Source organism: Polyangium sp. 6x1 (assembly GCF_029946515.1).
In the GTDB taxonomy this organism is placed as follows: Bacteria; Myxococcota_A; Polyangia; order Polyangiales; family Polyangiaceae; genus Polyangium.
This window is the reverse complement of the sequence record NZ_JARZHH010000007.1, coordinates 115,545-140,751: the sequence shown is the minus strand read 5'-3', so window position 1 is coordinate 140,751 and position 25,207 is coordinate 115,545. Positions and strand designations below refer to the sequence as shown.

Annotated in this window: 25 protein-coding genes; 18 read left to right on the top strand and 7 right to left on the bottom strand. The window is 70.1% G+C overall.

All coding sequences use genetic code 11. The annotated features are described in order from the left end of the window. Positions 1–133: 133 nt before the first annotated feature. A complete protein-coding gene (locus tag QHF85_RS10215) occupies positions 134–1,360 on the bottom strand; it encodes an SUMF1/EgtB/PvdO family nonheme iron enzyme (protein ID WP_281326922.1) in 1,227 nt (408 codons plus the stop codon). 59 nt (positions 1,361–1,419) lie between these two features. Next, the gene (locus QHF85_RS10210; RefSeq protein ID WP_281326921.1) at positions 1,420–2,253 is read right to left on the bottom strand and encodes a shikimate dehydrogenase; all 834 of its coding nucleotides are present in this window, start codon (positions 2,251–2,253) and stop codon (positions 1,420–1,422) included. On the opposite strand from QHF85_RS10210, the gene lepB reads away from it, so the two are divergent. Next, complete coding sequence (gene lepB / locus QHF85_RS10205) at positions 2,219–2,983, top strand: signal peptidase I (RefSeq protein ID WP_281326920.1); 765 nt, start codon at positions 2,219–2,221, stop codon at positions 2,981–2,983. The genes QHF85_RS10210 and lepB overlap by 35 nt on opposite strands. Positions 2,984–3,034: 51 nt before the next feature. Here lepB and ftsH read toward each other — a convergent pair whose 3' ends face one another. After that, positions 3,035–4,921, bottom strand: a complete 1,887-nt coding sequence (ftsH, locus tag QHF85_RS10200; RefSeq protein WP_281326919.1) for an ATP-dependent zinc metalloprotease FtsH — start codon at positions 4,919–4,921, stop codon at positions 3,035–3,037. Positions 4,922–5,056: 135 nt separating this feature from the next. Here ftsH and QHF85_RS10195 point away from each other — a divergent pair, with 135 nt between their 5' ends. The 3 genes from QHF85_RS10195 (at position 5,057) to QHF85_RS10185 (ending at position 6,778) form a co-directional block, all read left to right on the top strand. Further along, positions 5,057–5,587, top strand: a complete 531-nt coding sequence (locus tag QHF85_RS10195) for a hypothetical protein (protein WP_281326918.1) — start codon at positions 5,057–5,059, stop codon at positions 5,585–5,587. Between the two features lie 244 nt (positions 5,588–5,831). Then, entirely contained in the window at positions 5,832–6,116 is a 285-nt protein-coding gene (locus QHF85_RS10190; RefSeq protein ID WP_281326917.1) for a hypothetical protein, read from the top strand. Then, a complete protein-coding gene (locus QHF85_RS10185) occupies positions 6,113–6,778 on the top strand; it encodes a sigma-70 family RNA polymerase sigma factor (RefSeq protein WP_281326916.1) in 666 nt (221 codons plus the stop codon). The genes QHF85_RS10190 and QHF85_RS10185 overlap by 4 nt, the downstream gene beginning before the upstream one ends. A gap of 1 nt (position 6,779) precedes the next feature. On the opposite strand, the gene QHF85_RS10180 is transcribed toward QHF85_RS10185, so the two are convergent. Beyond that, positions 6,780–7,190 (bottom strand): hypothetical protein, encoded by a 411-nt coding sequence (locus QHF85_RS10180; RefSeq protein WP_281326915.1) that lies wholly within the window; start codon positions 7,188–7,190, stop codon positions 6,780–6,782. A 116-nt stretch (positions 7,191–7,306) separates the two neighbouring features. Between QHF85_RS10180 and QHF85_RS10175 the strand changes: the two genes are divergently transcribed. The 6 genes from QHF85_RS10175 to tgt all read left to right on the top strand — a co-directional run bounded on the left by QHF85_RS10175 (position 7,307) and on the right by tgt (position 13,444). Further along, the gene (locus tag QHF85_RS10175; RefSeq protein ID WP_281326914.1) at positions 7,307–8,071 is read left to right on the top strand and encodes an SDR family NAD(P)-dependent oxidoreductase; all 765 of its coding nucleotides are present in this window, start codon (positions 7,307–7,309) and stop codon (positions 8,069–8,071) included. 554 nt (positions 8,072–8,625) lie between these two features. Continuing rightward, positions 8,626–9,105, top strand: a complete 480-nt coding sequence (bfr, locus tag QHF85_RS10170; protein WP_281326913.1) for a bacterioferritin — start codon at positions 8,626–8,628, stop codon at positions 9,103–9,105. Between the two features lie 108 nt (positions 9,106–9,213). Beyond that, on the top strand, positions 9,214–10,572 hold the full coding sequence (locus QHF85_RS10165) for a sigma-54 dependent transcriptional regulator (protein WP_281326912.1): 1,359 nt from the start codon (positions 9,214–9,216) through the stop codon (positions 10,570–10,572). Between the two features lie 242 nt (positions 10,573–10,814). Beyond that, the gene (locus QHF85_RS10160) at positions 10,815–11,192 is read left to right on the top strand and encodes a response regulator (protein WP_281326911.1); all 378 of its coding nucleotides are present in this window, start codon (positions 10,815–10,817) and stop codon (positions 11,190–11,192) included. Between the two features lie 9 nt (positions 11,193–11,201). Further along, complete coding sequence (queA, locus tag QHF85_RS10155; RefSeq protein ID WP_281326910.1) at positions 11,202–12,293, top strand: tRNA preQ1(34) S-adenosylmethionine ribosyltransferase-isomerase QueA; 1,092 nt, start codon at positions 11,202–11,204, stop codon at positions 12,291–12,293. Further along, positions 12,290–13,444 carry a tRNA guanosine(34) transglycosylase Tgt gene (tgt, locus tag QHF85_RS10150; protein WP_281326909.1) on the top strand — a complete coding sequence of 385 codons (1,155 nt, stop codon included), beginning with the start codon at positions 12,290–12,292 and terminating at the stop codon, positions 13,442–13,444. Before queA ends, tgt begins: the two co-directional genes overlap by 4 nt. Here the strand turns inward: tgt and gspC are convergent. Continuing rightward, positions 13,437–14,420, bottom strand: a complete 984-nt coding sequence (gene gspC, locus QHF85_RS10145) for a type II secretion system protein GspC (protein ID WP_281326908.1) — start codon at positions 14,418–14,420, stop codon at positions 13,437–13,439. The genes tgt and gspC overlap by 8 nt on opposite strands. Before the next feature lie 110 nt (positions 14,421–14,530). On the opposite strand from gspC, the gene QHF85_RS10140 reads away from it, so the two are divergent. Next, positions 14,531–16,141 carry a response regulator gene (locus tag QHF85_RS10140; RefSeq protein WP_281326907.1) on the top strand — a complete coding sequence of 537 codons (1,611 nt, stop codon included), beginning with the start codon at positions 14,531–14,533 and terminating at the stop codon, positions 16,139–16,141. On the opposite strand, the gene QHF85_RS10135 is transcribed toward QHF85_RS10140, so the two are convergent. Beyond that, on the bottom strand, positions 16,138–16,560 hold the full coding sequence (locus tag QHF85_RS10135) for a hypothetical protein (protein WP_281326906.1): 423 nt from the start codon (positions 16,558–16,560) through the stop codon (positions 16,138–16,140). The genes QHF85_RS10140 and QHF85_RS10135 overlap by 4 nt on opposite strands. A 9-nt stretch (positions 16,561–16,569) precedes the next feature. Further along, a complete protein-coding gene (locus tag QHF85_RS10130; protein ID WP_281326905.1) occupies positions 16,570–16,989 on the bottom strand; it encodes a hypothetical protein in 420 nt (139 codons plus the stop codon). 146 nt (positions 16,990–17,135) lie between these two features. Here QHF85_RS10130 and QHF85_RS10125 point away from each other — a divergent pair, with 146 nt between their 5' ends. The 7 genes from QHF85_RS10125 (at position 17,136) to QHF85_RS10095 (ending at position 25,207) form a co-directional block, all read left to right on the top strand. Beyond that, the gene (locus QHF85_RS10125) at positions 17,136–18,599 is read left to right on the top strand and encodes an AgmX/PglI C-terminal domain-containing protein (RefSeq protein WP_281326904.1); all 1,464 of its coding nucleotides are present in this window, start codon (positions 17,136–17,138) and stop codon (positions 18,597–18,599) included. 109 nt (positions 18,600–18,708) lie between these two features. Beyond that, positions 18,709–19,107: a cobalamin B12-binding domain-containing protein gene (locus QHF85_RS10120; protein ID WP_281326903.1), complete on the top strand. Its 399-nt coding sequence runs from the start codon at positions 18,709–18,711 to the stop codon at positions 19,105–19,107. A gap of 563 nt (positions 19,108–19,670) precedes the next feature. Beyond that, positions 19,671–20,174 carry a division/cell wall cluster transcriptional repressor MraZ gene (gene mraZ, locus QHF85_RS10115; protein ID WP_281326995.1) on the top strand — a complete coding sequence of 168 codons (504 nt, stop codon included), beginning with the start codon at positions 19,671–19,673 and terminating at the stop codon, positions 20,172–20,174. Continuing rightward, positions 20,171–21,130, top strand: a complete 960-nt coding sequence (rsmH, locus tag QHF85_RS10110) for a 16S rRNA (cytosine(1402)-N(4))-methyltransferase RsmH (protein ID WP_281326902.1) — start codon at positions 20,171–20,173, stop codon at positions 21,128–21,130. The genes mraZ and rsmH overlap by 4 nt, the downstream gene beginning before the upstream one ends. Further along, positions 21,127–21,516 (top strand): cell division protein FtsL, encoded by a 390-nt coding sequence (locus QHF85_RS10105; protein WP_281326901.1) that lies wholly within the window; start codon positions 21,127–21,129, stop codon positions 21,514–21,516. Before rsmH ends, QHF85_RS10105 begins: the two co-directional genes overlap by 4 nt. Then, the gene (locus QHF85_RS10100) at positions 21,513–23,603 is read left to right on the top strand and encodes a penicillin-binding protein (protein WP_281326900.1); all 2,091 of its coding nucleotides are present in this window, start codon (positions 21,513–21,515) and stop codon (positions 23,601–23,603) included. The genes QHF85_RS10105 and QHF85_RS10100 overlap by 4 nt, the downstream gene beginning before the upstream one ends. Beyond that, positions 23,600–25,207, top strand: coding sequence for a UDP-N-acetylmuramoyl-L-alanyl-D-glutamate--2,6-diaminopimelate ligase (locus QHF85_RS10095; RefSeq protein WP_281326899.1), 1,608 nt, complete (start codon positions 23,600–23,602; stop codon positions 25,205–25,207). Before QHF85_RS10100 ends, QHF85_RS10095 begins: the two co-directional genes overlap by 4 nt.

Here is a 25,207-nt window from a genome sequence, read left to right as displayed (position 1 = left end):
CGGTGGCTCGGCTCGTCCGAGCGCAGCGAGATCCCCCGAGGCGCGACAGCCTAGATGGGCGAGCGGCCTTGGGCCACCTGGGAAGGCAACGAACGCCCGAGACCCCGCGGAGACCGCTCCATCGAGGTATGCGTTAGCCCGAACAGCAGGCGCTCGTCCAGGTCTCGCCCATGTCCCGCTTCGTGCAGCCGTCGCCCGCGATGACCGGGTTCCGGCTGTAAAACGTGCCTCCCTCGTAACGATAAGCCGCAGGGCGTCCCGCGTAATGCGCCTTGCAATCGTCATCGAATCGCGGCGTGCGGGTGCGACGCACGGGGGCGGGCTCGGCCGCGGGAGACGAGGAGGCGGCGGCGGTGGCGGTCGGGTTCGCGGCGGCCTCGGCGCTGACGGGCAGGGCGACGCCGCCGAGGGAGCAGGCTTTGCCGTTCCAGGAGAGGCCGGGCTCACACGAGGGATCGCCCTTCACACGGACGCAGGTCTCGCCGCGGGCCTCGGTGTCGGGAGGGCAGGTGAGGGGGGTCTGCGACTTTGCGCAACGCACGCCGAGCGAAGCGCTCCACTTGTGCGGCTCGTAGCGATTGCGCAGGGCCGTGCGGAGCCACTTGGGAAAACGGCGGCTCCAGCTCCCGCCGCGGTAGACGCGATGCGTGCCGGCGCGGGCCTCGTCCGGGTAGGGGCCGTAGACGGTGGACGTCCATTCCCACACATTGCCCGACATGTCGTAGAGGCCGAAGGCGCCTGCGGGGAAGGAGGCGACGGGGCAGGTGCCGGGGTGGTCGTAGCAGGCGTGTTTCTCGTCGGGCGGGTCGTCGCCCCAGGAGAACTTGCGGTGCTCGTTGCCCGCGCGGGCGGCGTACTCCCACTCGCGCTCGGTGGGCAGGCGCTTCTTGGCGAAGGCGCAGTAGGCCTCGGCCTGGGGGAAGTCGATGCAGCTGATCGGGTGATCGGCTTTGCCTTCGGCGTCTCCGGGGCAGAAGGCCTCGCCGGTGTGCGAGGGGGTGCAAGCGCCGGCGGCGACGCAGGCGCGGTAGGCGCGGACGGTGACCTCGGTGCGGTCGAGGTAGAAGCCGGCGAGGACGACCTCGTGCATCGGCTTCTCCTCGGGCAGCCCTTCGAGTGCGCGCGAGCCCATGAGGTAGATGGCCGGCGGGAGCGCGATCATGCCCTCGGGCGGAGGCTCGGGGGCGGGAGCGGGAGCGGCGGCGGAAGCGGAAGCGGGAGCGGGAGCGGAAGCGGAAGCGGAAGCGGGAGCGGGAGCGGCTGCGGCGACGTTCGTCGGCGCGGGCGCGGGCGAAGCCTCGACGCTGCATCCGAGGGCCACGGCGGAGAGCAGCGGAAGGAGCAGGGCCCGGCGATCCACGGCGCGGAGCATGCCGGCAGACGACGACGCGCTGCAAACAAAAGGGGGCGTGTCCCAGCTCAACCGAGCATGGCGATCTGCTCCCGCAGCGCGGCATCCATGGCGTCGAGCGGAGCCCGCTCGCCCGTGTAGAGCTCGAACTGTCGCGCCGCCTGGTGCAAGAGCATGCGCCCGCCGTGGATGACGCGCGCGCCTCGCCGCCTCGCCGCGCGGACGAGCGCCGTCTCGATCGGCTTGTACACGATGTCCATCACGAGTTGCCCCGCGGCGATCGCCTCCTCCGGCACGGGGCTTTCCGACGCGATCTCGCCCATGCCCACGGACGTCGCGTTCACGACGACGTCATAATCCCCCGCGTTTCGCGCCTCCTCCACCCCCGCCGCGCGCCCGCCGATCTCGGCCGCGAGCGCCTCGGCCTTGTCGAGGCTGCGGTTCGTCACGACAACCTTCGCGCCTGCGTCCGCGAGCCCGTGCGCCACGGCGCGCCCGGCCCCGCCCGCGCCGAGCACGAGCGCGCGCGCGCCTTTCACGGGCGCGATCTCCTCGAGCGCGCGCACCGCGCCCACGCAGTCGGTGTTGTGCCCGAGGAGCCGCCCGTCCTCCTGCACGACCGTGTTCACCGCGCCGATCTTCGCCGCGAGCGGATCGATCGCGTCGAGCAGCGGCAGGATCTCTTGCTTGTACGGCATCGACACGCCGAGCCCGCGGATCCCGAGCGCGCGCATGCCCGTGATCGCGCCGCCGAGATCGGTCACGCGGAACGGTACGTACGTGAACGGCAAGCCGAGCGCGTGGTAGCCCGCGAGGTGCATCGCCGCGCCGAGCGAAACGGGATAAAGCGAGATCGATCCACACAACGTGAGCTTCGCCGCGGAGGCGTGGGCGTTCGTCATGCCCGCAGGCTGGATCGGCCTCGGCCGTGATGCTACCGACCACCACGCGATGGCCTCGTTCGAGCCTTCCCTCACGCTCTCCGAAGAGGCAACGCCGCCCGTCGCATCGCGACGCAAGCGCCTCCTCCTGGCCCTCTTCAAGAGGGCGCTCAAGTTCGTCGCGCTCGTCCTCGTGCTGACGGCGGCGCGCGCCTCGCTCGCCGACCAGTACCACGTGCCCACGGGCTCGATGTGGCCGACGATCGAGCCCGGCGATCGCATCTTCGTGGCGAAAGCCGCGTACGGCCTGCGCGTGCCGTTCACCGACGCGTGGCTCTTCCACCACAAGAGCCCGCGCCCCGGGGAAATCGTGGTCTTCGCGGATCCGCGCGGAGGCGCGATCCCGCTGGTCAAGCGCGTGGTCGCCACGGAGGGACAAACGGTCGCCGTGAAGCGGGGGATCCTCTACATCGACGGTCGTCCGCAGCGCATCGAGAGGCTGCCGGACGGGCGGTTCCTGGAGCACCTCGGCGGCCTCGCGCACGAGTCGGGAGGTCGAGACTTCGAGGACTTCGGCCCCGCGGTGGTGCCGCCCGATCACCTCTTCGTGATGGGCGACAACCGGCCCGCGTCGCTCGACAGCCGGGTGATGGGCACGGTGCCGAACGCGCTCGTGCGAGGGCAGGTGCTCGGGGTGATGTTCCGGGGAGAAGGGCTCGATTTCGAGCGGTTGTTCCGGCGGATCTGGTGAGGGGCGGGGCGCGGGGGCCGATCTTCCGCGCCCGCGCCCTGATCGACGCTTCTACCGACAAGCCGCCCGCGGCCGCGCCTCGCTCGTCGGCACGTCGTCGACCGCCACGTCGACGTTCTCCGTCTCCGCGCCCTTCGGCTTCTCCGCCGACGGCGCCTGCAAGAGCGAGCGCACCTCCTCGCCGGACAGCGTCTCCACCTCGAGCAGCCGCCGCGCGATCCGCTCGAGCGCCTCGTGATGCTCGTTGATGAGCGCCTTCGTCCGCGACTCGGCCTCCGCGAGCAGACGCCCCACCTCGGCGTCCACGGCCCGCGCCGTCTCCTCGCTGTAGTCGTAACCGCCGCGCTCGAACGTCACGCTTCGCCGCGGATCGAACGACGCGAGCCCCATCGACGCGCCGCCCATCCCGAGCTCGCGCACCATGCGCCGCGCGATGTCCGTCGCGTTCACGAGATCGTCCTGCGCGCCCGTCGACGCGTCGCCGAACGTCCGCTGTTCGGCCACCCGCCCGCCGAGCAGCACCACGAGCCGATCGAGGATCTCCTGCCGGCTCATCAGGTACCGGTCCTCGCGCGGCTTCTGCAGCGTGTAGCCGAGCGCGCCGATCCCGCGCGGAACGATCGACACCTTCCGCACCGGATCCTGCGTCGGCAAGAGCTCCGCCGCGATCGCGTGTCCTGCCTCGTGGTACGCCACGACCGTGCGCTCGTGCGCCCCGAGCCGCCGGCTCTTGCGCTCGAGCCCCGCGATGACGCGCTCGATCGCCTCTTCGAGATCCATCTTGCTCACCGCGGTCGCGTGCCTGCGCGCCGCGAGCAGGGCCGCCTCGTTCAGCAGGTTCGCGAGATCCGCGCCCACGAGCCCCGTCGTCTGCGCGGCCATGTCGTCGAGGTTCACGTCCGGGCCGAGCAGCACCCGGCGCGCGTGCACCTCCAGGATCTCGCGCCGCTCGCGGAGGTCCGGCCGGTCGACGTACACGCGCCGATCGAAGCGCCCCGCGCGCGTGAGCGCTGGATCGAGGATCTCGGGCCGGTTCGTCGCGGCGATCACCACGAGCCCCGTCGCGCCGTCGAAGCCGTCCATCTCCGTGAGGAGCTGGTTCAGCGTCTGCTCGCGCTCGTCGTTGCCGCCGATCGGACCGGCTGCGCCGCGGGCCTTTCCGACCGCGTCGAGCTCGTCGACGAACAGGATCGCGGCCGGCTTCTCGCGCGCCTGGGCGAACAGATCGCGCACGCGCGCCGCGCCCACGCCGACGAACATCTCCACGAACTCCGAGCCGCAGATGCTGAAGAACGGCACGTTCGCCTCGCCGGCCACGGCCCGCGCGAGCAGCGTCTTGCCCGTTCCGGGCGGCCCCACGAGCAAACACCCCTTCGGGATGCGCCCGCCGAGCCTGCGATAGCGCTCCGGCGCCTTCAGGAACTCGACGATCTCGGTGAGCTCGGCCTTCGCCTCGTGGCTGCCGGCCACGTCGCGGAACGTGATCGGCGCGCCCTTGTCCACGTAGAGCCGCGCCTTGTGTTTGCCGAAGTTCAGCGCGGGATTCGTGATGTTCGGCGTCGGCGCCTTGCGCGACATCGAGCCCACGAGCAGGAGCACGCCCACGAGCGGCAGCGCCCAGAGCAGCATCATCGAGAGCGACGGCCCGCCGTCGGAGACCCGCGTGTACGGGACGTCCTTCTTGTCGAGCGTCGCGAGCAGAGCGGTCTCGGCTCCCTCGATGCGCCCGGTCCGGAACGTCTGCGACGTGCCGACGGGCGCGTTCGGCGCCGTGCGCCCGATGTACGTGTCTCCCTTGATCTGGACCTCGGTGAGCACACCTTGCTCGGCCATGTCCCGGAACCGAGCGTAAGGAATTCGCTCTTCGCTCCCTTCGAGCGAGCCGAGCAGGAGCACCGCGCCCACGACGAGTAGGATGTAAACCCAGAACGATCGCATTGGTCTCCGCCCCGTGCGATCTGCCTGCACGCGCTCTGCCAACCACGATCGACCCGGGGAGCGGCCTCGGTCCGTGCACCGACGTACCGGCGAGGATGGACAGGGCAAAAGGAGCGGGCGTACGCTTGTCCGTCCATGAACGGCCGTTCCCTGCTCTCCACGCTCGCCGCGACCGTCCTCGCCACGCTGCTCTCGCTCGGGGCCTTCGGCTGCGGTGCATCCACCCCGCCGCCCGACGACGCCACGAGCCAGAGCGGCTCTGCCCCGGACGACGGAGCGAGCGAGCCGCGCGAGGCCACGGCCGACACGACGGAGCCCGAGCCGAGGCCGCTCTCGCACGGCGCGAAGAAGACGACCGACGACGGCGCCGCGAACGACTACATCCTGACGGAGAAGGACTGCATCGAGCTCGGCCGGCAGTACGTCGCGGTGCAACGCGGAGACCAGATCGCCGCGCTCGACAAGCGGCTCACGGAGAAGCAGCGCGAGCAGGCCACGCAGAGCATCGACGCGGTGGTCGGGAAGATGGGCGAGCCGTGGGCGAACGGCTGCATCGAGAGCCTCGTCGGCAAGGTGGCCGAGAGGAAGCGGCTCGAGTGCGCGATGGCCGCGAAGAGCGTGAAGGCGTTCGACGAGTGTCTCAACGGGGAGAACCCGCCGAAGTGAGCTTCGAGCGCCGAACGGTTCGGCGCTCTGCGAGATCGCGAAGCGAGCTCGCCTCGGGGGGTGAATCGTCCGGGCTCTGCCCGGATGAGAGGGGGACGCGAGGCGTCCCCCTCAGGACGACGCGCCGTTCGCCTCGGGCCCCCGGAAAAACCCCGCGGAAAAACCAAGTTCGTCCCACCGAACCGGACGGCCTCTTTTTCCCCTTGTTTCGCCGCTTCTCCGGGTGCTAGGTTTGTCCCTACCGATGCACCCTCTCCTTGCCAACCCTTGGGTCGCGGCGCGCATCGACGCAGCCGTCGCGCCGTACCGCGGCCTCCTCCCCAGCGAGGACCTCGATTTCCTGCGGGATGAGCTCGCCGAGGGGCTCGCGACCGACGAGCACGCCGCGCGCGTCCTCCGCCGGGCCGCGCCGAGGCATGTCGAGGAGAGTGGTGAGGCGTTCGTCGGGGCGAACCTGGAAGCGGACGAGGCGCCCGAGGTTCGCCGGGCCAGCGGCATTCGTTCGCGGCGTTCCGGGGCCGGCGAGTGAGCCTGCGCGTCGCTTCGTTCGGCGAAGACCCCGCGATCGAGCGCTACTACGACGAGGGCAAGCCCGTGCTGGAGCACGTCCTCCGGTGGATGGGGCGCAGGCTCGGGAACGTGGTCCCGTTCGAGGACATGCGCGCCTTTGCGCAGGCGGGCCTGCTCGACGCCGCGCGCACGTTCGATCCGACCCGCGCGTCGCTCCCCACGTACGTCGCTCGCAAGGTCCGCTGGGCCATCCTCGACGGCATCAAGCACGAGCGTCGAGCCCGCCGGGCCCTCGCCCGCGCCAGGGGCCTTCTCTGCGCCGAGCGCCTCTCCCTCGACCTCGCCTCCGCCCCGGATGACCCGGGTTTCTCCGAGGACGACCACGTCTCCAAGCTCGATCGCCTCCTCGAAGCGCATGCGGCGGCCCTCGCGCTCGGCCTCGTCTCCGGCGCGAGCTCGCCCGAGGAGCACACCTCACGCGCCGAGATGGCCCACGCCCTTCGTCACGCCGTCGACGCGCTCCCCGAGCGTGAGCGCAAGCTCGTCGAGCGGCACTACTTCCAGGGCGAGGACTTCGACGAGATCGCCGCGGATCTCGGCATCAGCAAGAGCTGGGCGAGCCGCCTGCACACGCAGGCGATTCAGTTGCTCGCCACCGCGATCGCCGCGCGGACCCGCTGAGTCAGCGCCGCGCCTTCAGGTACGGCGCCTTCTCCTCGTCGGTCACTGGCTCGACGAACAGCACGCGATGGTCGCGTTTGCCGAAGCTCACGAGCCGCACGAACATGTGGTCGATCGCGACCGTCACCTCGCCCCGCTTGTGTTTCCACAGGTTCGCCGCGTCCTGGAACGTCGGCACCTTCGGGTTGTAGGCGATCATGTGGTACTCGGGGCCTGCGGGCTCCGGGTAGTCGTCGACGTGGACGATCTTGTAGAGCCGGACGCCTCCGCTCGACTCGACGGCCGCGACGACCGCGCCGTCCACCAGATCCTTCCCGTTGGGATCGGACGCGGCCGGGACGGGCACGTCACGTTTGCATGCGGCCACGGAGCCGAGGGCCATGCACAGAACGAGCAGCGCGCGGCGGATCATGGCTCGGGAAATATCACCGGGGCTACCCGGCGCAAGCGTGGCCTTCCCGATCTCCATCCGCGCGTGTATCACCCCGCTGCCGAGGGCTCTTCGGCCCTCGCTTCCTGGAGGAGACCATGCGACTCGAAGACACCAAGTTCATCGTCACCGGCGCTGCCTCGGGCCTCGGCCGTCATTACGCCCTTCGCCTCGCAGAGGCCGGCGGACAGGTGGTCGCGGGCGACGTGAACGAGGCCCTGCTCGCCTCGCTCGCGGAGGAGGCCAAGGGCCTCCGCGGCAAGATCCACCCGAAGCGCCTCGACGTCGGCAGCGAGGCCGAGGTCTCCGCGTACGTCGACTTCGCGCACGAGGCCATGGGCGGCCTGAACGGCCTCATCAACAACGCCGGCATCCTGCGCGACGGCCTGCTCGTGAAGAAGGACCGCACGACCGGCGCCATCACGAAGCTCTCGGCGCAGCAGTGGCAGGCGGTCATCGACGTGAACCTCACGGGCGCGACGTACATGGTCCGCGACGTCGTCGCGAAGATGGCGTCGAGCGGCGAGAAGGGCGTCATCGTCAACATCAGCTCGATCGCGCGCCATGGAAACCGCGGCCAGTCGAACTACAGCGCCGCGAAGGCCGCGCTCGCAACGAACACGAAGACCTGGGCCCTCGAGTTCGCGCCGTTCGGCATCCGCGTCGGCTGCGTGGCGCCGGGCATGGTCGAGACGCCCATGACCCAGGGCATGAACCAGAAGGCCAAGGACGCGCTCGTCGCCGCGATCCCCGTCGGCCGCATCGGCGTGCCCGAGGACCTCTGGCTCGCCGTCCGTTTCGTCATCGAGTGCGAGTATTTCAACGGCCGCACCATCGACGTCGACGGCGGCCTCGCCATGTGACCGCTCCGCCTCGAACAGACGGCCGATCCACGCCAACGGTATTGACCGCGTTGATGTTGAAAGCTATTCTCAACATCAACAGGACGCCGGACGGTCGGAAGCACTATGTACGTCTGCATCTGTGAGGCGGTTTCGGAGAAGGACATCCTGGACCTCGTGGGCGCTGGTGCCTCGACGGCCCATGAAGTCATGGAAAAGACGCGGGCTGGCACTCGTTGCGGCTCGTGTCGGGCGACCGTGAAGGCCCTCGTCGAGGGCGACGCGCCGGTCTCCACGGAAGGCGCCGATTCCGCCCCGAGTTGCGGGGTTCGTCGGCTCCGCATGCTTCGAACCGCCTCATCGGCGGCCTGACGGTTCGGCTCGGCTCGCTCTGTTTTCGATAACGGTTTTCGACAACTCCAACGTTACGTGCATGCGGCAGCGTTTGTCGCGTGACGGAGTTGTTTTGTGTCGAGAGCCCTCACGAGCCTGCCCATTTTTCCGATAGCGTGCTAGGCGGACATCGCGGCGACCGTATCGCCGGAGCCGTAACCCTTGCAGGCTAGAGGTCTTCCATGAAGGGCGACAGAGACGTCATCCACGCGCTGAACGAGGTTCTCGCCGCCGAGCTCGTGGCCATCAACCAGTATTTCATGCACGCCAAGATGTGCGAGAACTGGGGGTACCTCGCGCTCGCCGAGCACAGCCGCGACGAGTCGATCGACGAGATGCGGCACGCCGAGGCGATCATGAAGCGGATCCTCTTCCTCGAAGGCCTGCCGAACCTGCAGCGCCTCGACAAGCTGAACGTCGGCCAGAACGTGCCGGAGCAGTTCAAGAGCGATCTCGAGCTCGAGTACGCGGCCGTGGCGCGCTTGAACAGCTCGATCGCTCTCTGCCGTGAGAAGGGTGACCACCAGAGCGAACACTTGCTGCGTGAGATCCTTGACGGCGAGGAGGAGCACATCGATTGGCTGGAAACCCAGCTCGATCTGCTTCAGAAGCTCGGCGAACCGCTCTACCTTTCGCAGAAGCTCTCGCACCACAAGAGCTGACGCGCGAGGCAATCGCGGCGATGATAAGGTCGCGCGGCATCAGGCTTCTGCCGAGCCGCGCGACACGCTGCACGTGCAAAGGCCCCCAGACGGAGGCCGGGGGAACCCATGGCGAAGATTCTCGTCGTCGATGATCAGCGCAACATGCGCACGACGCTCGCGATGATGCTGCGAAGCGCGGGCTACGAAGTCGACGAGGCGAGCGACGGAAAAGAAGGCGCGGATCGCGGCTCGAAGGGCGCTTACGACCTCGTGCTGACCGACCTGCGCATGGGCGGCAACGACGGCATCGGTGTCCTGCGCTCGGTCAAGGAGACGCACGCGATGACCGAGGTCATCGTGATGACCGCGTACGGCACGATCGAGAGCGCCGTCGAGGCCATGCGCCTCGGCGCCTTCGACTACATCCAGAAGCCCTTCACCGAGCAGGAGCTCCTCGTGAAGGTCGAGCGCGCGATCGCGAACCGCAGGCTCACGGGCCAGGTCTCGCTCTTCGCGACCGAGTTCCGCGAGCGCTACAAGTTCGAGAACATCATCGGACGCTCGCACGCCGTCCGCGAGGTGCTCGCGCGCATCGTGCGCGTCGCGCCGACGGACGCGACGGTGCTCATCACGGGCGAGAGCGGCACGGGCAAGGAGCTCGTGGCCAAGGCCATCCACGCGAACTCGAAGCGCGCCGATCGCCCGTTCGTCCCCGTCAACTGCGCCGCGATCAGCGAGACGCTGCTCGAGAGCGAGCTCTTCGGACACGCGCGCGGCTCGTTCACGGGCGCGGTCTCGGCGCGCAAGGGCCTCTTCGAGGAGGCCGACGGCGGCACGTTTTTCTTCGACGAGATCGCCGAGACGCCGCTGACCTTCCAGGCGAAGTTGCTCCGCGCGATCCAGGAGAACGAGATCCGCCGCGTCGGCGAGAACAAGCCGATCCGCGTCGACGTGCGCATCATCGCCGCGACGAACCAGGACCTCCTGACCTCCGTCGCCGAGCGTCGCTTCCGGCAGGACCTCTACTACCGCCTCAACGTGGCGCGCTTCATCCTGCCGCCCTTGCGCGAGCGCCGCGAGGACATCCCGGTCCTCTTCGAGTTCTTCCTCGACAAGTACAACCGCAAGATGGGCGCGAAGGCGCGCGTCGCCGACGGCGTGCTCGAGGCGGTGTCGAGCTACGAGTTCCCGGGCAACATCCGCGAGCTCGAGAACCTCGTCGAGCAGGCCGTCGCGCTCTCGGGCGGCGGCCTCATCACGATCGACGAGCTCGGCCTCGCGCCCGGCCCCTCGCAGAAGACGGCCCCGACGAGCGGCGGCCGCGCCCTCTCCGACGTCGTCGACTCCGCCGAGCGCCAGGCCATCGAGGCCGCCCTGCGCGAGTGCGACGGCAGCCGCGAGCGCGCCGCCGACGTGCTCGGCATCAGCGCCACCACGCTCTGGCGCAAGATGACACGGCTCGCGATCACGTATCCCCCCGCCTGAACCCCGTCCGCGCCCCCGGGGTCCGCCCCGGGGACATTGCACATTTGCAATGTGTTCCGCGGAGCACCTTTCCGACCTGCAATGCCCGCGGCGTAAGGCGTCTGCCCTGGATGATGCGTTGCGGCGTCGAACACCGAGGGTTTTCCCCGGGATCCGCTGATGGAACGCGCGTTGCTTCGAAAAACGGCAAAGACGAACCCGAGCGCTTTCGTGTCGGCGTCGTCTCCGAAGGGGTCCTTCCCATGCCGCGCGTGTTGATCGTCGACGACGAGGAAAATCAACGCAAGACGCTCTCCATCGGGCTCCGGCTCGAGGGGTTCGAGGTCGTGGGCGCGGCCTCCGGGGAAGAGGCGCTGCGCTTGCTCGCCGAGAAGCCCGTCGACGTCGCGATGGTCGACCTGATGCTTCCAGGCATGAGTGGTCTGGACCTCGTGCGTCAGATCCGCCGCATGTTCCCGAACGTGCGCGTCTACCTCGCGAGCGCCTACCACCTCTCCGCGCGCCAGATGGAGCGCGCCGACTGCGGCGCCGCGGGCTTCATCCCCAAGCCCTACGCCCTCTCCGAGCTCAGCGGCATCCTGCAAGCCAAGACCCCGGCGCCTGCGCAAGTCGCGTGCTAACAGGCGCGCGTGCGCCGCGATCTCCTCGCCTACGATCTACCGCCCGAGCTCGTCGCCGCGCATCCGTCCCCGGATCGTGAGAGCGCGCGCCTGCTCGTCGTCGACGACGAGCCCGGCCGCCTCGAACACGCCTTCATCCGCGACCTGCCCGATCGTTTGCCCGAAGGCGCGCTCGTCGTCGTCAACGACACCCGCGTCCTGCCCGCGCGCCTCCTCGGCCACAAGGCGTCGAGCGGCGGCAAGGTCGAGATCTTCCTCGTCCGCAAGGTCGCCGAGACCCACGTCGATCGCGGCGGCGAGCGCCTCCCCGCGGAGCGATGGCGCGCCCTCGGCCGTTCGTCGAAGCCTCTCCGCGAAGGCGCCGAGATCATCGTCGACGGTCCCGCCTCGCTCGTCGTTCGGATCGAAGGCCGCGACCCCGAAGGCCTCGTCGACGTCGTCCTCTTTTCGCCCGAGGGCCGCTCCGTCCCCGACGCGGTCGAGGCCGCGGGCCACGTCCCGCTTCCGCCGTACATCCGCCGCGACGACGACGCCGCCGACCGCGCGCGCTACCAGACCGTCTACGCCCGCGAGCCCGGCGCCGTCGCCGCGCCGACCGCGGGACTGCACCTGACCGAGCCTCTGATCGAGCGGCTTTCCGCGCGGGGGATGGAGCTTGCGCGGGTCACGTTGCACGTCGGTCTCGGCACGTTTCAGCCGGTGACAGTGTCCGATCTCGATGATCATCCGATGCACGCCGAGGCCTACCGCGTGCCGCCCGAGACGGCCGAGGCCGTGGCGCGCGCGCGCCTGAAAGGACGGGAGATCGTGGCGATCGGGACCACGAGCGTGCGCGCCCTGGAGAGCGCCGCGGACCCCGAGCGCGAGGGGCACGTCGTCGCGCGGGAAGGGGAGACGCGCCTCTTGATCCAGCCGGGCTATCGCTTCCGCGTGGTCGATCGGCTGCTGACGAATTTTCACCTGCCGGAGTCGACGTTGCTCGCGCTCGTCTCTGCCTTCGCGGGGCTGCCGCGCGTCCTCGAGAGTTATCGCGTCGCGATCGAGGAGAGGTACCGGTTTTATTCGTACGGCGACGCGATGCTTTTGAGGAGACAACGATGAGCGGGCCGAGCACGCCCGGATATGCCTTCCGCACCCTCGCCACGAGCGGCATGGCGCGCGCAGGCGTCCTGACGACGCCGCACGGCGACGTCCCCACGCCGACGTTCATGCCCGTCGGCACGCAGGGCAGCGTGAAGACGATGAGCCCGGACGAGGTCGCGGCCACGGGCGCGCGCATCGTCCTCGGCAACACCTACCACCTCTGGCTGCGGCCCGGCCCCGAGATCGTCGCCGAGCTCGGGGGCCTGCACGGCTTCACGAAGTGGCCGCACGCGATGCTCACGGACTCGGGCGGCTTTCAGGCCTTCTCGCTTGCCGACCGGCGGCAGACGAGCGAGGACGGGTTCGTCTTCCGCTCGCACCTCGACGGCGCGAAGAAGGTCCTCACGCCCGAGGTCGCGATGCAGGTGCAGGGCAAGATCGGCGCTGACATCGCGATGCAGCTCGACATCTGCCCGCCCGGCGACGCCTCGCGCGCCGACTTCGAGGCCGCGTGCGCGCGCACCACGCGCTGGGCGAAGCGCTGCCTCGCGGCCAAGCGCCCCGATCAAGCCGTCTTCGGCATCGTGCAGGGCGGCACCGATCCGGCGCTGCGCCGCGCGCACGCCGAGGACCTCGCGGCGATGCCCTTCGACGGCCTCGCGCTCGGCGGCTTCTCCGTCGGCGAGCCCATCGCCCGCATGCACGAGGTCCTCCTCGAAGTCGCGCACACGCTCGATCCCGAGCGACCGCGCTACCTCATGGGCGTCGGCACGCCTTACGATCTCGTACGAGCCATCGGCGCGGGCGTCGACATGTTCGACTGCGTCCTGCCGACCCGCAACGCGCGCAACGGCCAGGCCCTCACGCGCACGGGCAAGGTCGTCATCAAGCAGGCGCGCTACAAGACCGACTCCACGCCGCTCGATCCCACCTGCACCTGCCCGACCTGCGCCGCGGGCTACTCGCGCGCCTACCTCCGGCACCTCTTCATCGCGGGCGAGATCCTCGTGCTGAGGCTGATCACCGCGCACAACCTGCACCTCTACGGCACGCTCGTGCGCGAGGCGCGGGAGGCGATCCTGGCGGGCCGCTACGACGCGTTCGAGCGGGAGTGGCTCGCGGGGCTCGAAGCGGGCGCGGCCGAGGACGCGCCCACGCCCGCTACTTGATGTTCAGCTCCAGCATCGTCGGCTGACCGTTTCGGATCACCTCCACGCGGATCTGGTTTGCCGACATCAGCCGCGCGTAGGCCTCGAGCGCGCTCTGCGGGTTCGTCATCTCGAACCCGTTGATGCGCTGGAGCTGGTCGCCGTGCTTCAGCCCGATCGCGTCGAGCGCCGTGCCTTTGCGCACGCCCATGAGCTTCATGCCCGTCGTCTGATCGCCCTGCTTCGCCGGCACCACGCGCACCTTCTGCAGGTACTCCGCCTGGTTCGTCAGGATCTCGTCCACCACCGTGCGATCGATGTCGTACTGGTTCGGCCCCGTCTGCCGGATCCGCTCGGCGATGTGCGGCGGCAGCTGTCCTTTCGGCCGCTTCCCCTGCTGCGCGGGCGGCGCGCCTTGCGGCCCTCCGTTCATCGGCCCGTTCATCGGCGGCCCGTTCATCGGCGGCTGCTGCATGCCCTGCATCACCTTGCGCCGCAGGATGTCGTGCACCTCGATCTGGCAGAACCGCCCCTCGCGCGAGAGCCAGATCCGGTCGGGCCCGATCTGCGCCACCTGGAAGCCGCCGAGCTCGTCGCCCCGGCGGCGCAGCACGACGCCCTCCGGCCCCGCGACGGCCGCGAACGACCAGTCGGGATCCTCCTCCGACCACACGATCATCGTCACCATGCCCATCTCGCACGGCGGATCGTCGAGCGGATCCGTCGGCGGCGGGGGCTGCGACGGATCCGGGACGAGCGGGCCCGTGAACGAGTCGAACGGGTTCCGCTGGAGGATCACGTCTCCGCTCGGCCGGGCCGGCTCTTCTTCGTGGTGCTTGGCGACCTTCGGCCCGGGCCGCTTCGTCACCGGGGCATCGGCGATCATCGTCGCCCCCACGAGGTGGGAGAGCCCCTTTGCCTGGAAATAGGCCGATCCCAGGAGGAGCAGGCCTACGACGACCGCAAAGTACCGCTTGAGCAGCGCATCGAGTCGCACCCCTCGCATCCGAGCGAGCGCCGTACCAGCGCTCGTGGCCCCCCTCGGCCTGGAAACGCGGAAATCGTGGGCCTCTCCGCGGCACCCTCTTGCTCGTTCCCGAGGCGCCCGTGCGCATCTTGCCCGGAATTTCCCCCTCGGATACCGTGGAGGCCGAGGCGCGGGACGGCGTGGAAATTCCTACGAAAAAGCCGATCGGCAAGATCTTGGTCCAGCAACGCGCGCTCTCCGAAGAGCAGCTCGAACGGGCGCTCGAAGCGGGCAAGGGCTCGGCCGTCCCTCTCGCGTCGCGTTTGGCTGAAGCCGGCACGATCAGCGAGCTCGCCGCGTTGAAGGGGCTCAGCGAGCAGAACGGCGTGCCGGGCGTCGACCTCAAGCAGATCTGCTTGAAGCTCACGGACCTCGCGATCGTGCCGCGTTACGTGGCGATGCAGCACAAGCTGCTCCCCGTCGTCGTGAGGGACGACAAGCTCCACCTCGCGATGGCGGCGCCGACAAACCGCAAGGTCATCGACGAGATCGAGTTCACCACCGGCAAACGCGTCTTCCCGTACGTCGCGCTCGAAGGCCAGCTCGTGAAGGTCATTCCGGCCGCGTACGACGCGAGGGAGCGGGGCGAGTCGCACTACGTCGGCCCGAACTGCCCGCCGGAGGTCCGCCGCAAGGCGGGCGTCCCGCTGCCCACGCGATCGTCGGGTCCGAGCGACGCCCAAGCTCCGTTCGAGGGCAGCATCGTCGGGCCTGCGCCGACGGCGGTGGATGGCTCGCAGGCCGCGATCCCGCCGCCGAAGCGCGTCACGACGCGCAACCAGATCGGCGCGATCGTCGACGACGCCATGCAACGCGCGGCCGCGGGCGCCGACGTCTCTGACGCCGACTTCGGCAAGGCGCCTCGGGATCTCTCGGTCATCGCGGGCCCGGGCGCGCTCAGGCCGCCGCGCCAGCCGGGCAAACGCACGGTGCTCGTCGTCGACGACGAGATCGAGATCCGCAACATCCTGCGCATGGTCCTCGAGCAGCGCAGCTACCGCGTCCTCGAAGCCGATCGCGGTGAGGCGGCGCTTCGCATCCTCAAGGAGGACGTGCCGGACGCGATCGTCCTCGACGCGATGCTCCCGGGGGAGCTGCACGGGTTCGACATCGCGCGTCAGCTCAAGGGCTCCGAGCGATACGGGCACATCCCGATCGTGATCGTCTCGGCGGTGTACCGGGGCTGGCGTTTCGCGGAGGACCTCAAGGCGAGCTACAAGGTCGACGCGTACGTCGAAAAACCGTTCCGCGTGTCGGACGTGATCGAGGCGCTCGAGCGCGCGATCGAGGCGGGGCAGGGCAAGGCGACGCCTGCGGATCCGGAGCGCATCTCGGCGGAGGCGGAGAAGAAGCTCTCGGCGGGGATCGCGGCCTACCAGGCGGGCAAGTTCGACGAGGCGATCGAGTTTCTCCGCGAGGGGACGAAGATCGATCCGCTCGCGTATCGCCTGCACTTCCACCTTGGGCTCTTGCTCGGCAAGCGGGGCCAGATCTACGACGCGATCAGCGAGCTCGAGACGGCGCTGCGCATCAACGACCGGCATTTCCCGGCCTTGAAGAACCTCGCGGTCCTCTACCAGAAGGCGGGCTTCCGCAACAAAGCGGTCGAGATCTGGGAGCGCGCGCTGCGGGTCGCGCCGGACGAACCGACGCGCCAGTCCATCAAGGAGATCCTCGTCGGCCTGCTCTAGCCCTCGCGGCTTCGCAGCTCCTCGACCCAGGCGCGCGCTTCGGCTTCGTCGGCGAGCGACGCGATCGGGATGCGGCCGATCTCGAGCCGGAGCAGCCGCACGGCGCGCAGGATCATGTCGACGACCGCGCGATGGTAGAGGTTCGCGCCGAACATCACCGAGCCGCGCAGGACGCTCACGGGGAACGTCTTGAAGCTGTGCACCACCATCTGGGGCGCATACCGCGTGAGCTTCGACAGGTCGGCCATGTAGAACACGCCGTGCCCGAGCTGCTTCGAGATCTTCTCGAGATACGCCGCCCCCTCGCGCAGGTCCTCGACCGTGACGACGCCGGTGGGCTGGCAGAGGACGATGTCCGGGGGCTCGAACCGGATGGGATGCGGGCCGATGTGCTCCCAACCATCGCGAGGGATATCCATCGTGAATTTCTAGCCTTTTCGTCGCTGCTCGTCGATCCAGGCGCGCGCTTCGGCTTCGCTGGGGAACGTCTCGATCGGGAGGCGGCTGAGCGGGTGCGCGAGCAGCCGGATGCCTCGCAGGACCGCGCTGTTCTGCACGCGCTGGTGGAAGCTCTCGCCGAAGATGGCCGTGCCCCGCAGGGACTCCGCCGGGGTCGCCTGAAAGAGCTGGAGCGACGAGGCGATCGAGTACCCCGTGATCCGCGAGGAATCCCCCAGATAGAACGTGCCGCGCCCGAGCCGCTTGGCGATCGTCGTGTTGAAGTCCAGCACGCCGCGCACGTCGGCGGCCGAGAGCCGTCCGATGGGCCGGCAAAAGACGATGTCCGGGGCCTCGAACCGGATCGGATGGGGACCGATGTGCTCCCAGCCATTGCTCTGCGGGGTCATCGTGAATTTCTAGCCTTTGCGCCGCAACTCGTCGATCCGGGCGCGGGCCCTGGCTTCGTCGCGACTTGCGAGACTACGCAGCGCCCGGAAGTTTCGTCCCGCGACCGAGTCGAGTAAACTCCGAAACTCCCGCGTCCGGCGTCGCGATGATCCCCACCTGCCTCAAGTGCAAATTCCCCCTCGGCACCGGCGCGACCGGCCGGGTGACGTGCGCGTCCTGCGGGCACGTGAACGACGTGCGCCCGGCCGCGGGCCTCCCGCCGCGCCCCGCCGCGGGCCTCCCGCCCCGGCCCACCGGGATCGGCGCCTCGGCTGTCGGTCCCTCCGCGCCGAAGCCCGCTGTCGCGCCGCGCCCGATCGCGCCGCCGCGCGTGGGAATCGCGTCCGCGGCGACCGCGAAGGCGCCTTTGCCGGTGGGGAACGCCTTCGCGGCGCCCGCAGAGCCGATTTTTCAGAAGGAAACGGTTCCCGGCGCGCCCGAACCCGTTTTGCCGACAGAAAACGCGTTCGCGGCGGCCGACGAGGCGCCCGTGCAGGTAGAAAACGCCTTCGCGGCGCCCGCGGACGCGTTTCCCACGGCGGAATCTGCTCTCGCCGCGCCCGAAGACGTTCTCCACCAGAAAATCGGGTCCGCGGCGCCCGCGAAGACGTTTCCCACGGGAAATGACGCTCCCGCGGCCGCGCCCGCCGCTGCTTCCGCGCCCGCCCCCGACGCGCTCGACGTCCTCGAAGACCCCTTCGCCCTGCGCGACCCCTTCGCGCCCACGCCGCAGGCCTCACCTGGCCCGGCGACGACGAGCGACGCGGCCGCGACCCTCGTCCGCCCGGCCCCCGCGCCCGTCCCGGAGCCCGCCCCGGCCCCGCGCGCCCCGGCCACCTCGCTCGGCACCGTCGCCCCCGACATCGACGACATCGACGAGGATGCCCTCCTCGGTCGTCGCAAAAAAGGCTCCCTCCACCCCGCCGCCCTCGCGCTCATCGCCGCGGGCGCGGTCTTCGGGGGGGTCGCGGCCTTCCTCTTGCTGCGCCCGGCCCCGCCCGCGCCGCAGATCGTCTACGTCACCGCCTCTGCCAGCGCCGCGGCTGCGCCTCCACCCTCGGCCGGGCCCACGACCGAGGCCTCCGTCGCCGCCGACGGCCCCGCCGAGGCCCCCAAGGCCGGCGCCTCGAACCGGCCCCTCGGCGGCCCCTGGCCGAGCACCGCCAAGACGGGGACGCCGGCCGCCTCCATCGACATGTCGGGCTTCCAGGGCCCGGGCGTCGCCGGTCCGACGGCCGGCCCTTCGACAGGCGCCCAGACCGCCGGCGCGGGACAGCTCTCCGCGGGCGAGATCAGCGCCGTCGTCGAGGCGAACCGGCCTCTCGTGAAGCGGCGCTGCTGGCAGCCTGCGCTCGACGCGACGAAGGGCATGGGCGGCTCGTCGGCGCGCGTCTCGGCGTCGATCGTGATCGCGCCGTCGGGGGCCGTGCAAACGGTGAGCGCGGGCGGGGCGGAGAAGGACTATCCGGGCTTGTCGAGCTGCATCGCGAGCCGCATCAAGGGGTGGAAATTCCCGGCGTCCGGGGGCTCGACCCCGGTGAACATCCCGTTCGTTTTTGCCGCGCAGTAGCGCCAGGCACCTGGTAACGCTCGGGGGCTACGCTCGGAAACACCGAGCTACGCCCCCGAACCCCCGAAACCCCTTTGATTTCCTGAGGAGAGGACGGTATCGAATCGCCATGACCGAACGAAAGATCCGCATCCTCGTCGCCAAGCCCGGCCTCGATGGGCACGACCGCGGCGCCAAGGTCGTCGCGCGCGCGCTGCGAGACGCGGGGTTCGAGGTCATCTACACGGGCCTGCACCAGACGCCCGACATGATCGCCAGCGCGGCCGTCCAGGAGGACGTGGACGCGGTGGGCCTGTCGATCATGTCCGGCGCCCACAACACCCTGTTCCCCGCGGTGATCCAGGCGCTCCGGGCGCGCGGCGCGGACGACATCGTGGTGTTCGGGGGCGGGATCATCCCGGATGACGACATCACGCGGCTCAAGGAGGCGGGCGTGAAGGGGGTGTTCACCCCTGGGACCCCGCTGAAGAGCATCATCGACTGGGTGCACGACAACGTGGCGGCCTGACGCGGGCTGACGCGGCCTGACGGGCCCCCGGTCCCCCACTCCTTACCCGCTCCCCCACTCCTCCCCACCAGACCTCACCCACCCCGCCCCTCCCTCTCCGCTCTGCGAAGAGGGAGGGAGAAGAGGGCCTCTTCCTCCTCCGGGAGTGAGGTCCGGCGGTCGACCGTGCCAAACGGCGCCGCTTTTTTGGCCATTTCCATCTTTATCGGTCTACCTGCGCACTCGTGCAGAGGTGCATCGGTTCCGGATCGCCCAACCACCACCCCGTGGTCGATCCAGAGCCCGCCACCTCTTCCCACCACAGCCTGGATCGCGCCTCCGGCAGCCCCGTTCGTCCCGTCGGGGTTGGTCTGGAAAGGTGGGAGAGGGGAGGATTCCCACCTTCCTTGGGATCCGCCAAACTCCACAAAAAATGCAAACTGTTGACACCCAAGGGCCCTCTCCGTAGCGTGGCGGTGCCCCGTGGGGAAAAGTGGCAAAGATGCCCATGACCTGCCGGGTCCCTCCGGCGCGGGGAAAGCGCCTGGCTGGCAGGCACGAGCGGAGCCGACTCGGTGGCAACCATGTTTCGCGGTCATTTCGAGCACGCGATCGACGCGAAAGGGCGGACCAGCCTGCCCGCGCGCTTTCGCGACGTGCTCGATGCGGCCGCGGACGGGGGTTTGGGGCGCAGGGCGCCGTCAGGCGACCCGGAGCCCCAAGCGTCGAACATCTGTCTGATCCTGACGCCCGCTCTCTTCGACCCCTGCCTGCACTGCTACCCCCTGCGCGCCTGGGAGGAGCTCGAAGCCAAGATCGCGGCGCTCCCCCAGTTCGAGCCGAACGTCGTCGCCTTCCGCCGGAAGTACCTGTCGGCCGCCGTCGAGTGCGAGCTCGACAAACAAGGCCGGATCCTCGTGCCGCCCTCGCTTCGCGAGCACGCCGATCTGCACAAGGAAGTCCTGTGGGCCGGGATGGGCGCGACGGCCGAGCTCTGGTCGAAGGAGCGGTGGAAGGCCGCCCAGACGATGAGCGAAGCCGAGCTCGCGAGCTTCAAGGCCGCGATCGCGGAGCAGTTCCGCCTATGAACGTGGTGAACGTCGTGCCCATGCGAGACAAGGCTCCCCCGCCCCCCGAACCGCAAAAGGCGCCCCACGTGACGGTCCTCCGCCGCGAGGTGGTGCAAGCGCTCGCGCCCCAAGCCGGCGGCGTCTACGTGGACGCGACCCTCGGCGCAGGCGGTCACGCCGAGGCGATCCTCGAAGAAGCCCCGGGCTGCCGGCTGATCGGGCTCGATCGCGACGAGACGGCCCTCGCGCTCGCGAAGGCGCGCCTCGCGCCGTTCGGCGATCGGGTGACGCTCGTGCATGGGCGGTTCTCGGACGTCGAGGAGCACCTCGCGAAGCTCGGCGTGGGGCCGGTGGACGGGCTCGTCGCCGACGTGGGCGTGTCGTCGATGCAGATCGATGACGCGACGCGTGGCATGAGCTTCCGCGCCGAAGGGCCGCTCGACATGCGGATGGATCCGTCGACGGGCGAGACGGCGCTCGAGCTGATCGAGCGGCTCGACGACGACGAGCTGGCGAACGTGATCTACCACTACGGCGAGGAGCGAAGGTCCCGCCGGGTGGCGCGCTGCATCAAGCAAGCGCTCGCGAACGGGGAGCTCAAGACGACGCTCGATCTGCGTCGGGCCGTGGTGCGTGCCGTGGGTCCGTCGCGCGTGGGCGGGGTCGATCCGGCGACGCGGACGTTCCAGGCCTTGCGCGTCGCGGTGAACGGCGAGCTCGACGAGCTCGAATCGCTGATCCGCGCGGCCACGCGTGTCTTGAAGGTCGGCGGCATCGTGGCGGTGATCTCGTTCCACTCGCTGGAGGATCGGATCGTCAAGCACGCGCTGCGCGAGGCGGCCGTGTGGGAGCAGCTCTGGAAGAAGCCGCTCGTCGCGTCGGACGAGGAGGTCGCGGAGAACCCGCGCGCGAGGAGCGCGAAGCTCCGGGCGGCGCGGCGCGTCGCGCTGGCGGGGGACGAGGTGTTCGCATGAACGAGCGCATGAAGCAGCGGCCGTTCCTCGCGCTCTGGTCGCTCGCGGTCGTCGCGAGCGTGGCGGCGTTCGTCGTGCACCTCGGCCTTCGCGGGAGGATCGTGGACCTCGGCTACAAGCTCGGACGCGCGCGCGCCGAGCAAGGGCGCCTGCGCGAGGTGAAGCGCGTGCTCTCGCTCGAAGCGGCGAGCTACGAGACCCCGCAGCGCGTCGAGATGGTCGCGCGGACGCTGCTCGGGATGACGCCGCCGCCGCCCGAGCGCGTGGTCCCGGTGCGCTGGGTCGTGAAGATCCAGGACGAGCAGGAGGCTCCTGCGGCCGATCCGGCGGCGCCCGCCGCGGATTCCGCCGCATCGGCGGCGCCCGCGCCCGGAGGTTCTCCTTGAAAAACCTCGATCCCAAGCGCGCGCGCTGGATCCGCATCCGCATGGGGATCCTCTGCGGGATGATGGGCCTCGGGCTCGGCGTGATCGTGTCGGGCGCGCACCGCATCCAGGTCGAGGACGGGTCGGACTGGTACGACCTCGCCGAGCGGCAAAGGCAGCGGCGCCTGCACGTGACGCCGAAGCGCGGCACGATCTACGACCGCAACGGCGCGCCGCTCGCGGAGAGCGTCGAGGTGCCGAGCGTCTCGCTCGACGCGGTCGAGCTCCTGCGCGGCATCGAGGATCGCTACCTGCCGATGCGGATCCAGCAGTACGGCGAGCGCATCGCGCAGGCCTTGAACCTCCCGCAGGAGGAGGTCGTCGAGAAGATCAGCCGTCGCCGCCGCTTCGTGTGGCTGAAGCGCCGCGTCTCGGAGGCCGAGGTCGCGGCCGTGCGCGGGCTCGGCGAGAAGAACCAGCGTTACCCGCTGCGCGGGCTCCAGATCGAGGGCGAGGGCCACCGGTTTTACCCGAACCGCGAGCTCGGCGGCCCGCTCATCGGGTTCGTCTCGCCGGACGGCGAGGGGCGCGAGGGCCTCGAGCTCGCGCTCGATCACGAGCTGCGAGGCAAGAGCTCCGAGGTGCGCGGCCTGCGTGATCGCTCGGGCCGCCTGATCTTCTCCGAGGGGATCGAGGACGAGGCCGCGCTCGCGGGCCACAACGTCTTCCTCACGATCGACAAGGGGATCCAGTTCACGGCCGAGCGCGAGCTCGAGGCCGCGATGAAGACGTACGAGGCCACGGGCGGCGCGGTCGTCGTGGCGGATCCGTCGAGCGGCGAGATCCTCGCGATGGCGAGCGCGCCTGGCTACAACCCGAACGACTACTCGGCCGCCGACCCCGACGCCCGCAGGAACCGTTGCGTCGTCGATCGCTTCGAGCCCGGCTCGACGATGAAGGTCTTCTCGATCGGCACGGCGCTCGCCGCGCGCAGCGTGAACCCCACCGCCTCGATCTACTGCGAGGAGGGGAACATGGCGATCGACAACGTCGTCATCCACGACACGCACCCCGCGAAGTATCTGACGGTCACGCAGATCCTCAGTTTGAGCTCCAACATCGGGACCGCCAAGATCGCGCTCGGTCTCGGCGAGCAGCGGCTCTACGAGGGCGTCCGTCGGTTCGGCTTCGGCGACACGACGGGCATCCCGTTCCCCGGCGAGAGCATGGGCGTCTTGCGCCCGCGCGGGAGGCCCTGGGTCTCGGTCGAGACGGCGGCGGCCTCGTTCGGTCAGGGCATCAGCGTGACGACGCTGCAGCTCACGATGGCGATGGCCGCGATCGCGAACGGCGGCAAGCTGCTCGAGCCCGTGCTGATCAAGCGCGTGACGGACGGCGGGGGCACGATGCTCACGGAGACGCAGCCGCGCGTGCGGCGCGAGGCCGTGTCGGCGTCGGTCGCGAAGCTCATGTCGGAGATGCTCGTCGCCGTCACCGAGGGCGAAGGCACGGGCGTCGAGGCTGCGATTCCAGGCTTTCGCGTCGCCGGGAAGACCGGGACCGCGCAGAAGATCGACCCGGCGACGGGGAGATATACGGACACGCACTACGTCGCCTCGTTCGTCGGGTTTGTCCCGGCGGAGAAGCCGCGGCTCGTCATCGCGGTCGTGCTCGACGAGCCGCTCGGCGGCACCTACGGCGGCGGCTCGGTCGCCGCGCCGGTGTTCCGTCGCATCGGCGAGATGGCGCTGCGTTACCTCGGTGTCACACCTCGCGGCAGTGTGCCCATGAAGCTCAGCGAGGTTTCGGATCGAGCGAAGGTCGGGGATCCGGCGACGAGTACGTACCAGGTCCTCACGGAGGCGCGCGCTGCCGTGGCTCCGATCACGGCGGGCGTCGTGACGCCGTCGGCGCCGATGAAGAGCGGCGAGACGCGCGTCCCGGATCTGACCGGACAACCCGTGCGCGAGGCGATCCGCGCGGCGACGGCGGCGGGCCTCATGCCCACGGCGTTCGGCACGGGACGCCTCGCGCGGGTCGAGCCGCCGGCGGGGACGGTGCTGCCCAAAGGTGCGGCGGTGAAGCTTTTCTTCGAGCCCTCGTCATGACGAACGAACGGACGAACGAAGAGCTCCTCCGCCCGCGGGAGACGAGCGAAGGCGCGCCGCCGTCGTGCAAGCACGCGAAGCTCGGCCGGAGGCTCGGCGATCTCGTGAACGAGATCCCGGGCGCGAAGCTCGCCTCGGGGGATCCGACCGTCTTCGTCACGGGTGTGCACCACGACTCGCGGCGCGTCTCCCCGGGCGACCTCTTCGTCGCGCGGCCGGGGGCGCGCACGAGCGGCGAGCGCTTCGTGGCGGATGCGATCGGGCAAGGCGCGAGCGCGGTGCTCACGGCAGAGGGCGCGAGCGTCGAGACGAACGGCCTGTCGCGGATCGAGGTCGCGGACGTGCCGAGCGCGCTCGCGTACGCGTCGGCGGCCGTCTACGGGCATCCGACGTTCGCGCTCGACGTCGTCGGCGTCACCGGGACGAACGGCAAGACGACGACGACGCACCTCGTGCAGGCGTGCCTCGCAGCGGCGGGGCAGCGGCCGGGGATCGTGGGCACGCTCGGGTATCGGTTTGGCGATCTCGACCTGCCCTCGACGCACACGAGCCCCGAGGCCGACGAGCTCGCGCGGATCGCCGCGGCGATGCACCTGCGCGGCGCGACGCACCTCGTGATGGAAGTGTCGAGCATCGCGCTCGCGGCGCGCCGCGTCGAAGCCGTGCGCTTCCGCGTCGCGGCGTTCCTCAACCTCACGCAGGATCACCTCGACTACCACGGCACGATGGAGGCGTACGCCGAGGCGAAGGCGCGCCTCTTCGTCGACCTCGGCCCTGGGTCGGCGGCGATCAACGTCGACGATCCGTTTGGCCCCGCGCTCGTCCAGAGGCTCGCGCCGCGTGGCCTCGGAGGTCCGTCATCCGCGACGATCGCGCGGTTCTCGACGCGGATCGGCGTCTCGACCGACGAGGCCGACATCGCGCCCGTGTCGGTCGAGCACACGGCGTCCGGCATCTCGCTCGTGGCGCGGACGCCCGCGGGGCAGCTCTCGATCCGCTCGCCGCTCGTGGGCGCGCACAACGTGCAGAACCTGCTCGCGACTGTGGCCATCTGCTGGCTCCTGGAGATCGATCTCCACGCGGCGGCGCGCGCTCTCTCGGGGTCGATCCGGGTGCCGGGGCGGCTCGAGCGTTGTGATGATCCGGCGCGGGACGACGTCATCGTGCTCGTCGACTACGCGCACACGCCGGACGCGCTCGAGCGGGTCTTGCAGAGCGTGCGCGCGTTCGGGCAAGGCCGCGTGCACTGCGTCTTCGGCTGCGGCGGCGATCGCGATCCGAAGAAGCGCCCGCTCATGGGCGAAGCCGTGGCGCGCGGCGCGGACGTCGCGTTCGTCACGAACGACAATCCGCGCAGCGAGGATCCGCGCGCCATCGCGGAGGCGATCCTGCCGGGTCTCGCGGGCGGCCGGGCGACGGTGCACGTCGAGCTCGATCGCGCGAAGGCCATCGAGCGCGCGGTGCTCGACGCGGCGCCGGGCGACGTCGTGCTCGTCGCGGGCAAGGGCCACGAGCCGTACCAGATCATCGGCGCGGTCACGCTGCCGTTCGACGATCGCGTCGAGGCCGAGCGCGCGCTCCGCCTGCGCAGGGGAGGGGCCTGA

Excerpts from the sequence above, each read along its gene's own strand:
- mraZ (WP_281326995.1), top strand. The coding sequence starts at position 19,671 with ATGTTTCGCGGTCATTTCGAGCACGCGATCGACGCGAAAGGGCGGACC.
- QHF85_RS10130 (WP_281326905.1), bottom strand. The coding sequence starts at position 16,989 with ATGACCCCGCAGAGCAATGGCTGGGAGCACATCGGTCCCCATCCGATC.
- rsmH (WP_281326902.1), top strand. The coding sequence starts at position 20,171 with ATGAACGTGGTGAACGTCGTGCCCATGCGAGACAAGGCTCCCCCGCCC.
- QHF85_RS10195 (WP_281326918.1), top strand. The coding sequence starts at position 5,057 with ATGAACGGCCGTTCCCTGCTCTCCACGCTCGCCGCGACCGTCCTCGCC.
- QHF85_RS10095 (WP_281326899.1), top strand. The coding sequence starts at position 23,600 with ATGACGAACGAACGGACGAACGAAGAGCTCCTCCGCCCGCGGGAGACG.
- QHF85_RS10180 (WP_281326915.1), bottom strand. The coding sequence starts at position 7,190 with ATGATCCGCCGCGCGCTGCTCGTTCTGTGCATGGCCCTCGGCTCCGTG.
- QHF85_RS10190 (WP_281326917.1), top strand. The coding sequence starts at position 5,832 with ATGCACCCTCTCCTTGCCAACCCTTGGGTCGCGGCGCGCATCGACGCA.
- QHF85_RS10210 (WP_281326921.1), bottom strand. The coding sequence starts at position 2,253 with ATGACGAACGCCCACGCCTCCGCGGCGAAGCTCACGTTGTGTGGATCG.
- QHF85_RS10175 (WP_281326914.1), top strand. The coding sequence starts at position 7,307 with ATGCGACTCGAAGACACCAAGTTCATCGTCACCGGCGCTGCCTCGGGC.
- QHF85_RS10165 (WP_281326912.1), top strand. The coding sequence starts at position 9,214 with ATGGCGAAGATTCTCGTCGTCGATGATCAGCGCAACATGCGCACGACG.
- tgt (WP_281326909.1), top strand. The coding sequence starts at position 12,290 with ATGAGCGGGCCGAGCACGCCCGGATATGCCTTCCGCACCCTCGCCACG.
- QHF85_RS10105 (WP_281326901.1), top strand. The coding sequence starts at position 21,127 with ATGAACGAGCGCATGAAGCAGCGGCCGTTCCTCGCGCTCTGGTCGCTC.
- QHF85_RS10135 (WP_281326906.1), bottom strand. The coding sequence starts at position 16,560 with ATGGATATCCCTCGCGATGGTTGGGAGCACATCGGCCCGCATCCCATC.
- QHF85_RS10160 (WP_281326911.1), top strand. The coding sequence starts at position 10,815 with ATGCCGCGCGTGTTGATCGTCGACGACGAGGAAAATCAACGCAAGACG.
- QHF85_RS10125 (WP_281326904.1), top strand. The coding sequence starts at position 17,136 with ATGATCCCCACCTGCCTCAAGTGCAAATTCCCCCTCGGCACCGGCGCG.
- QHF85_RS10120 (WP_281326903.1), top strand. The coding sequence starts at position 18,709 with ATGACCGAACGAAAGATCCGCATCCTCGTCGCCAAGCCCGGCCTCGAT.
- ftsH (WP_281326919.1), bottom strand. The coding sequence starts at position 4,921 with ATGCGATCGTTCTGGGTTTACATCCTACTCGTCGTGGGCGCGGTGCTC.
- bfr (WP_281326913.1), top strand. The coding sequence starts at position 8,626 with ATGAAGGGCGACAGAGACGTCATCCACGCGCTGAACGAGGTTCTCGCC.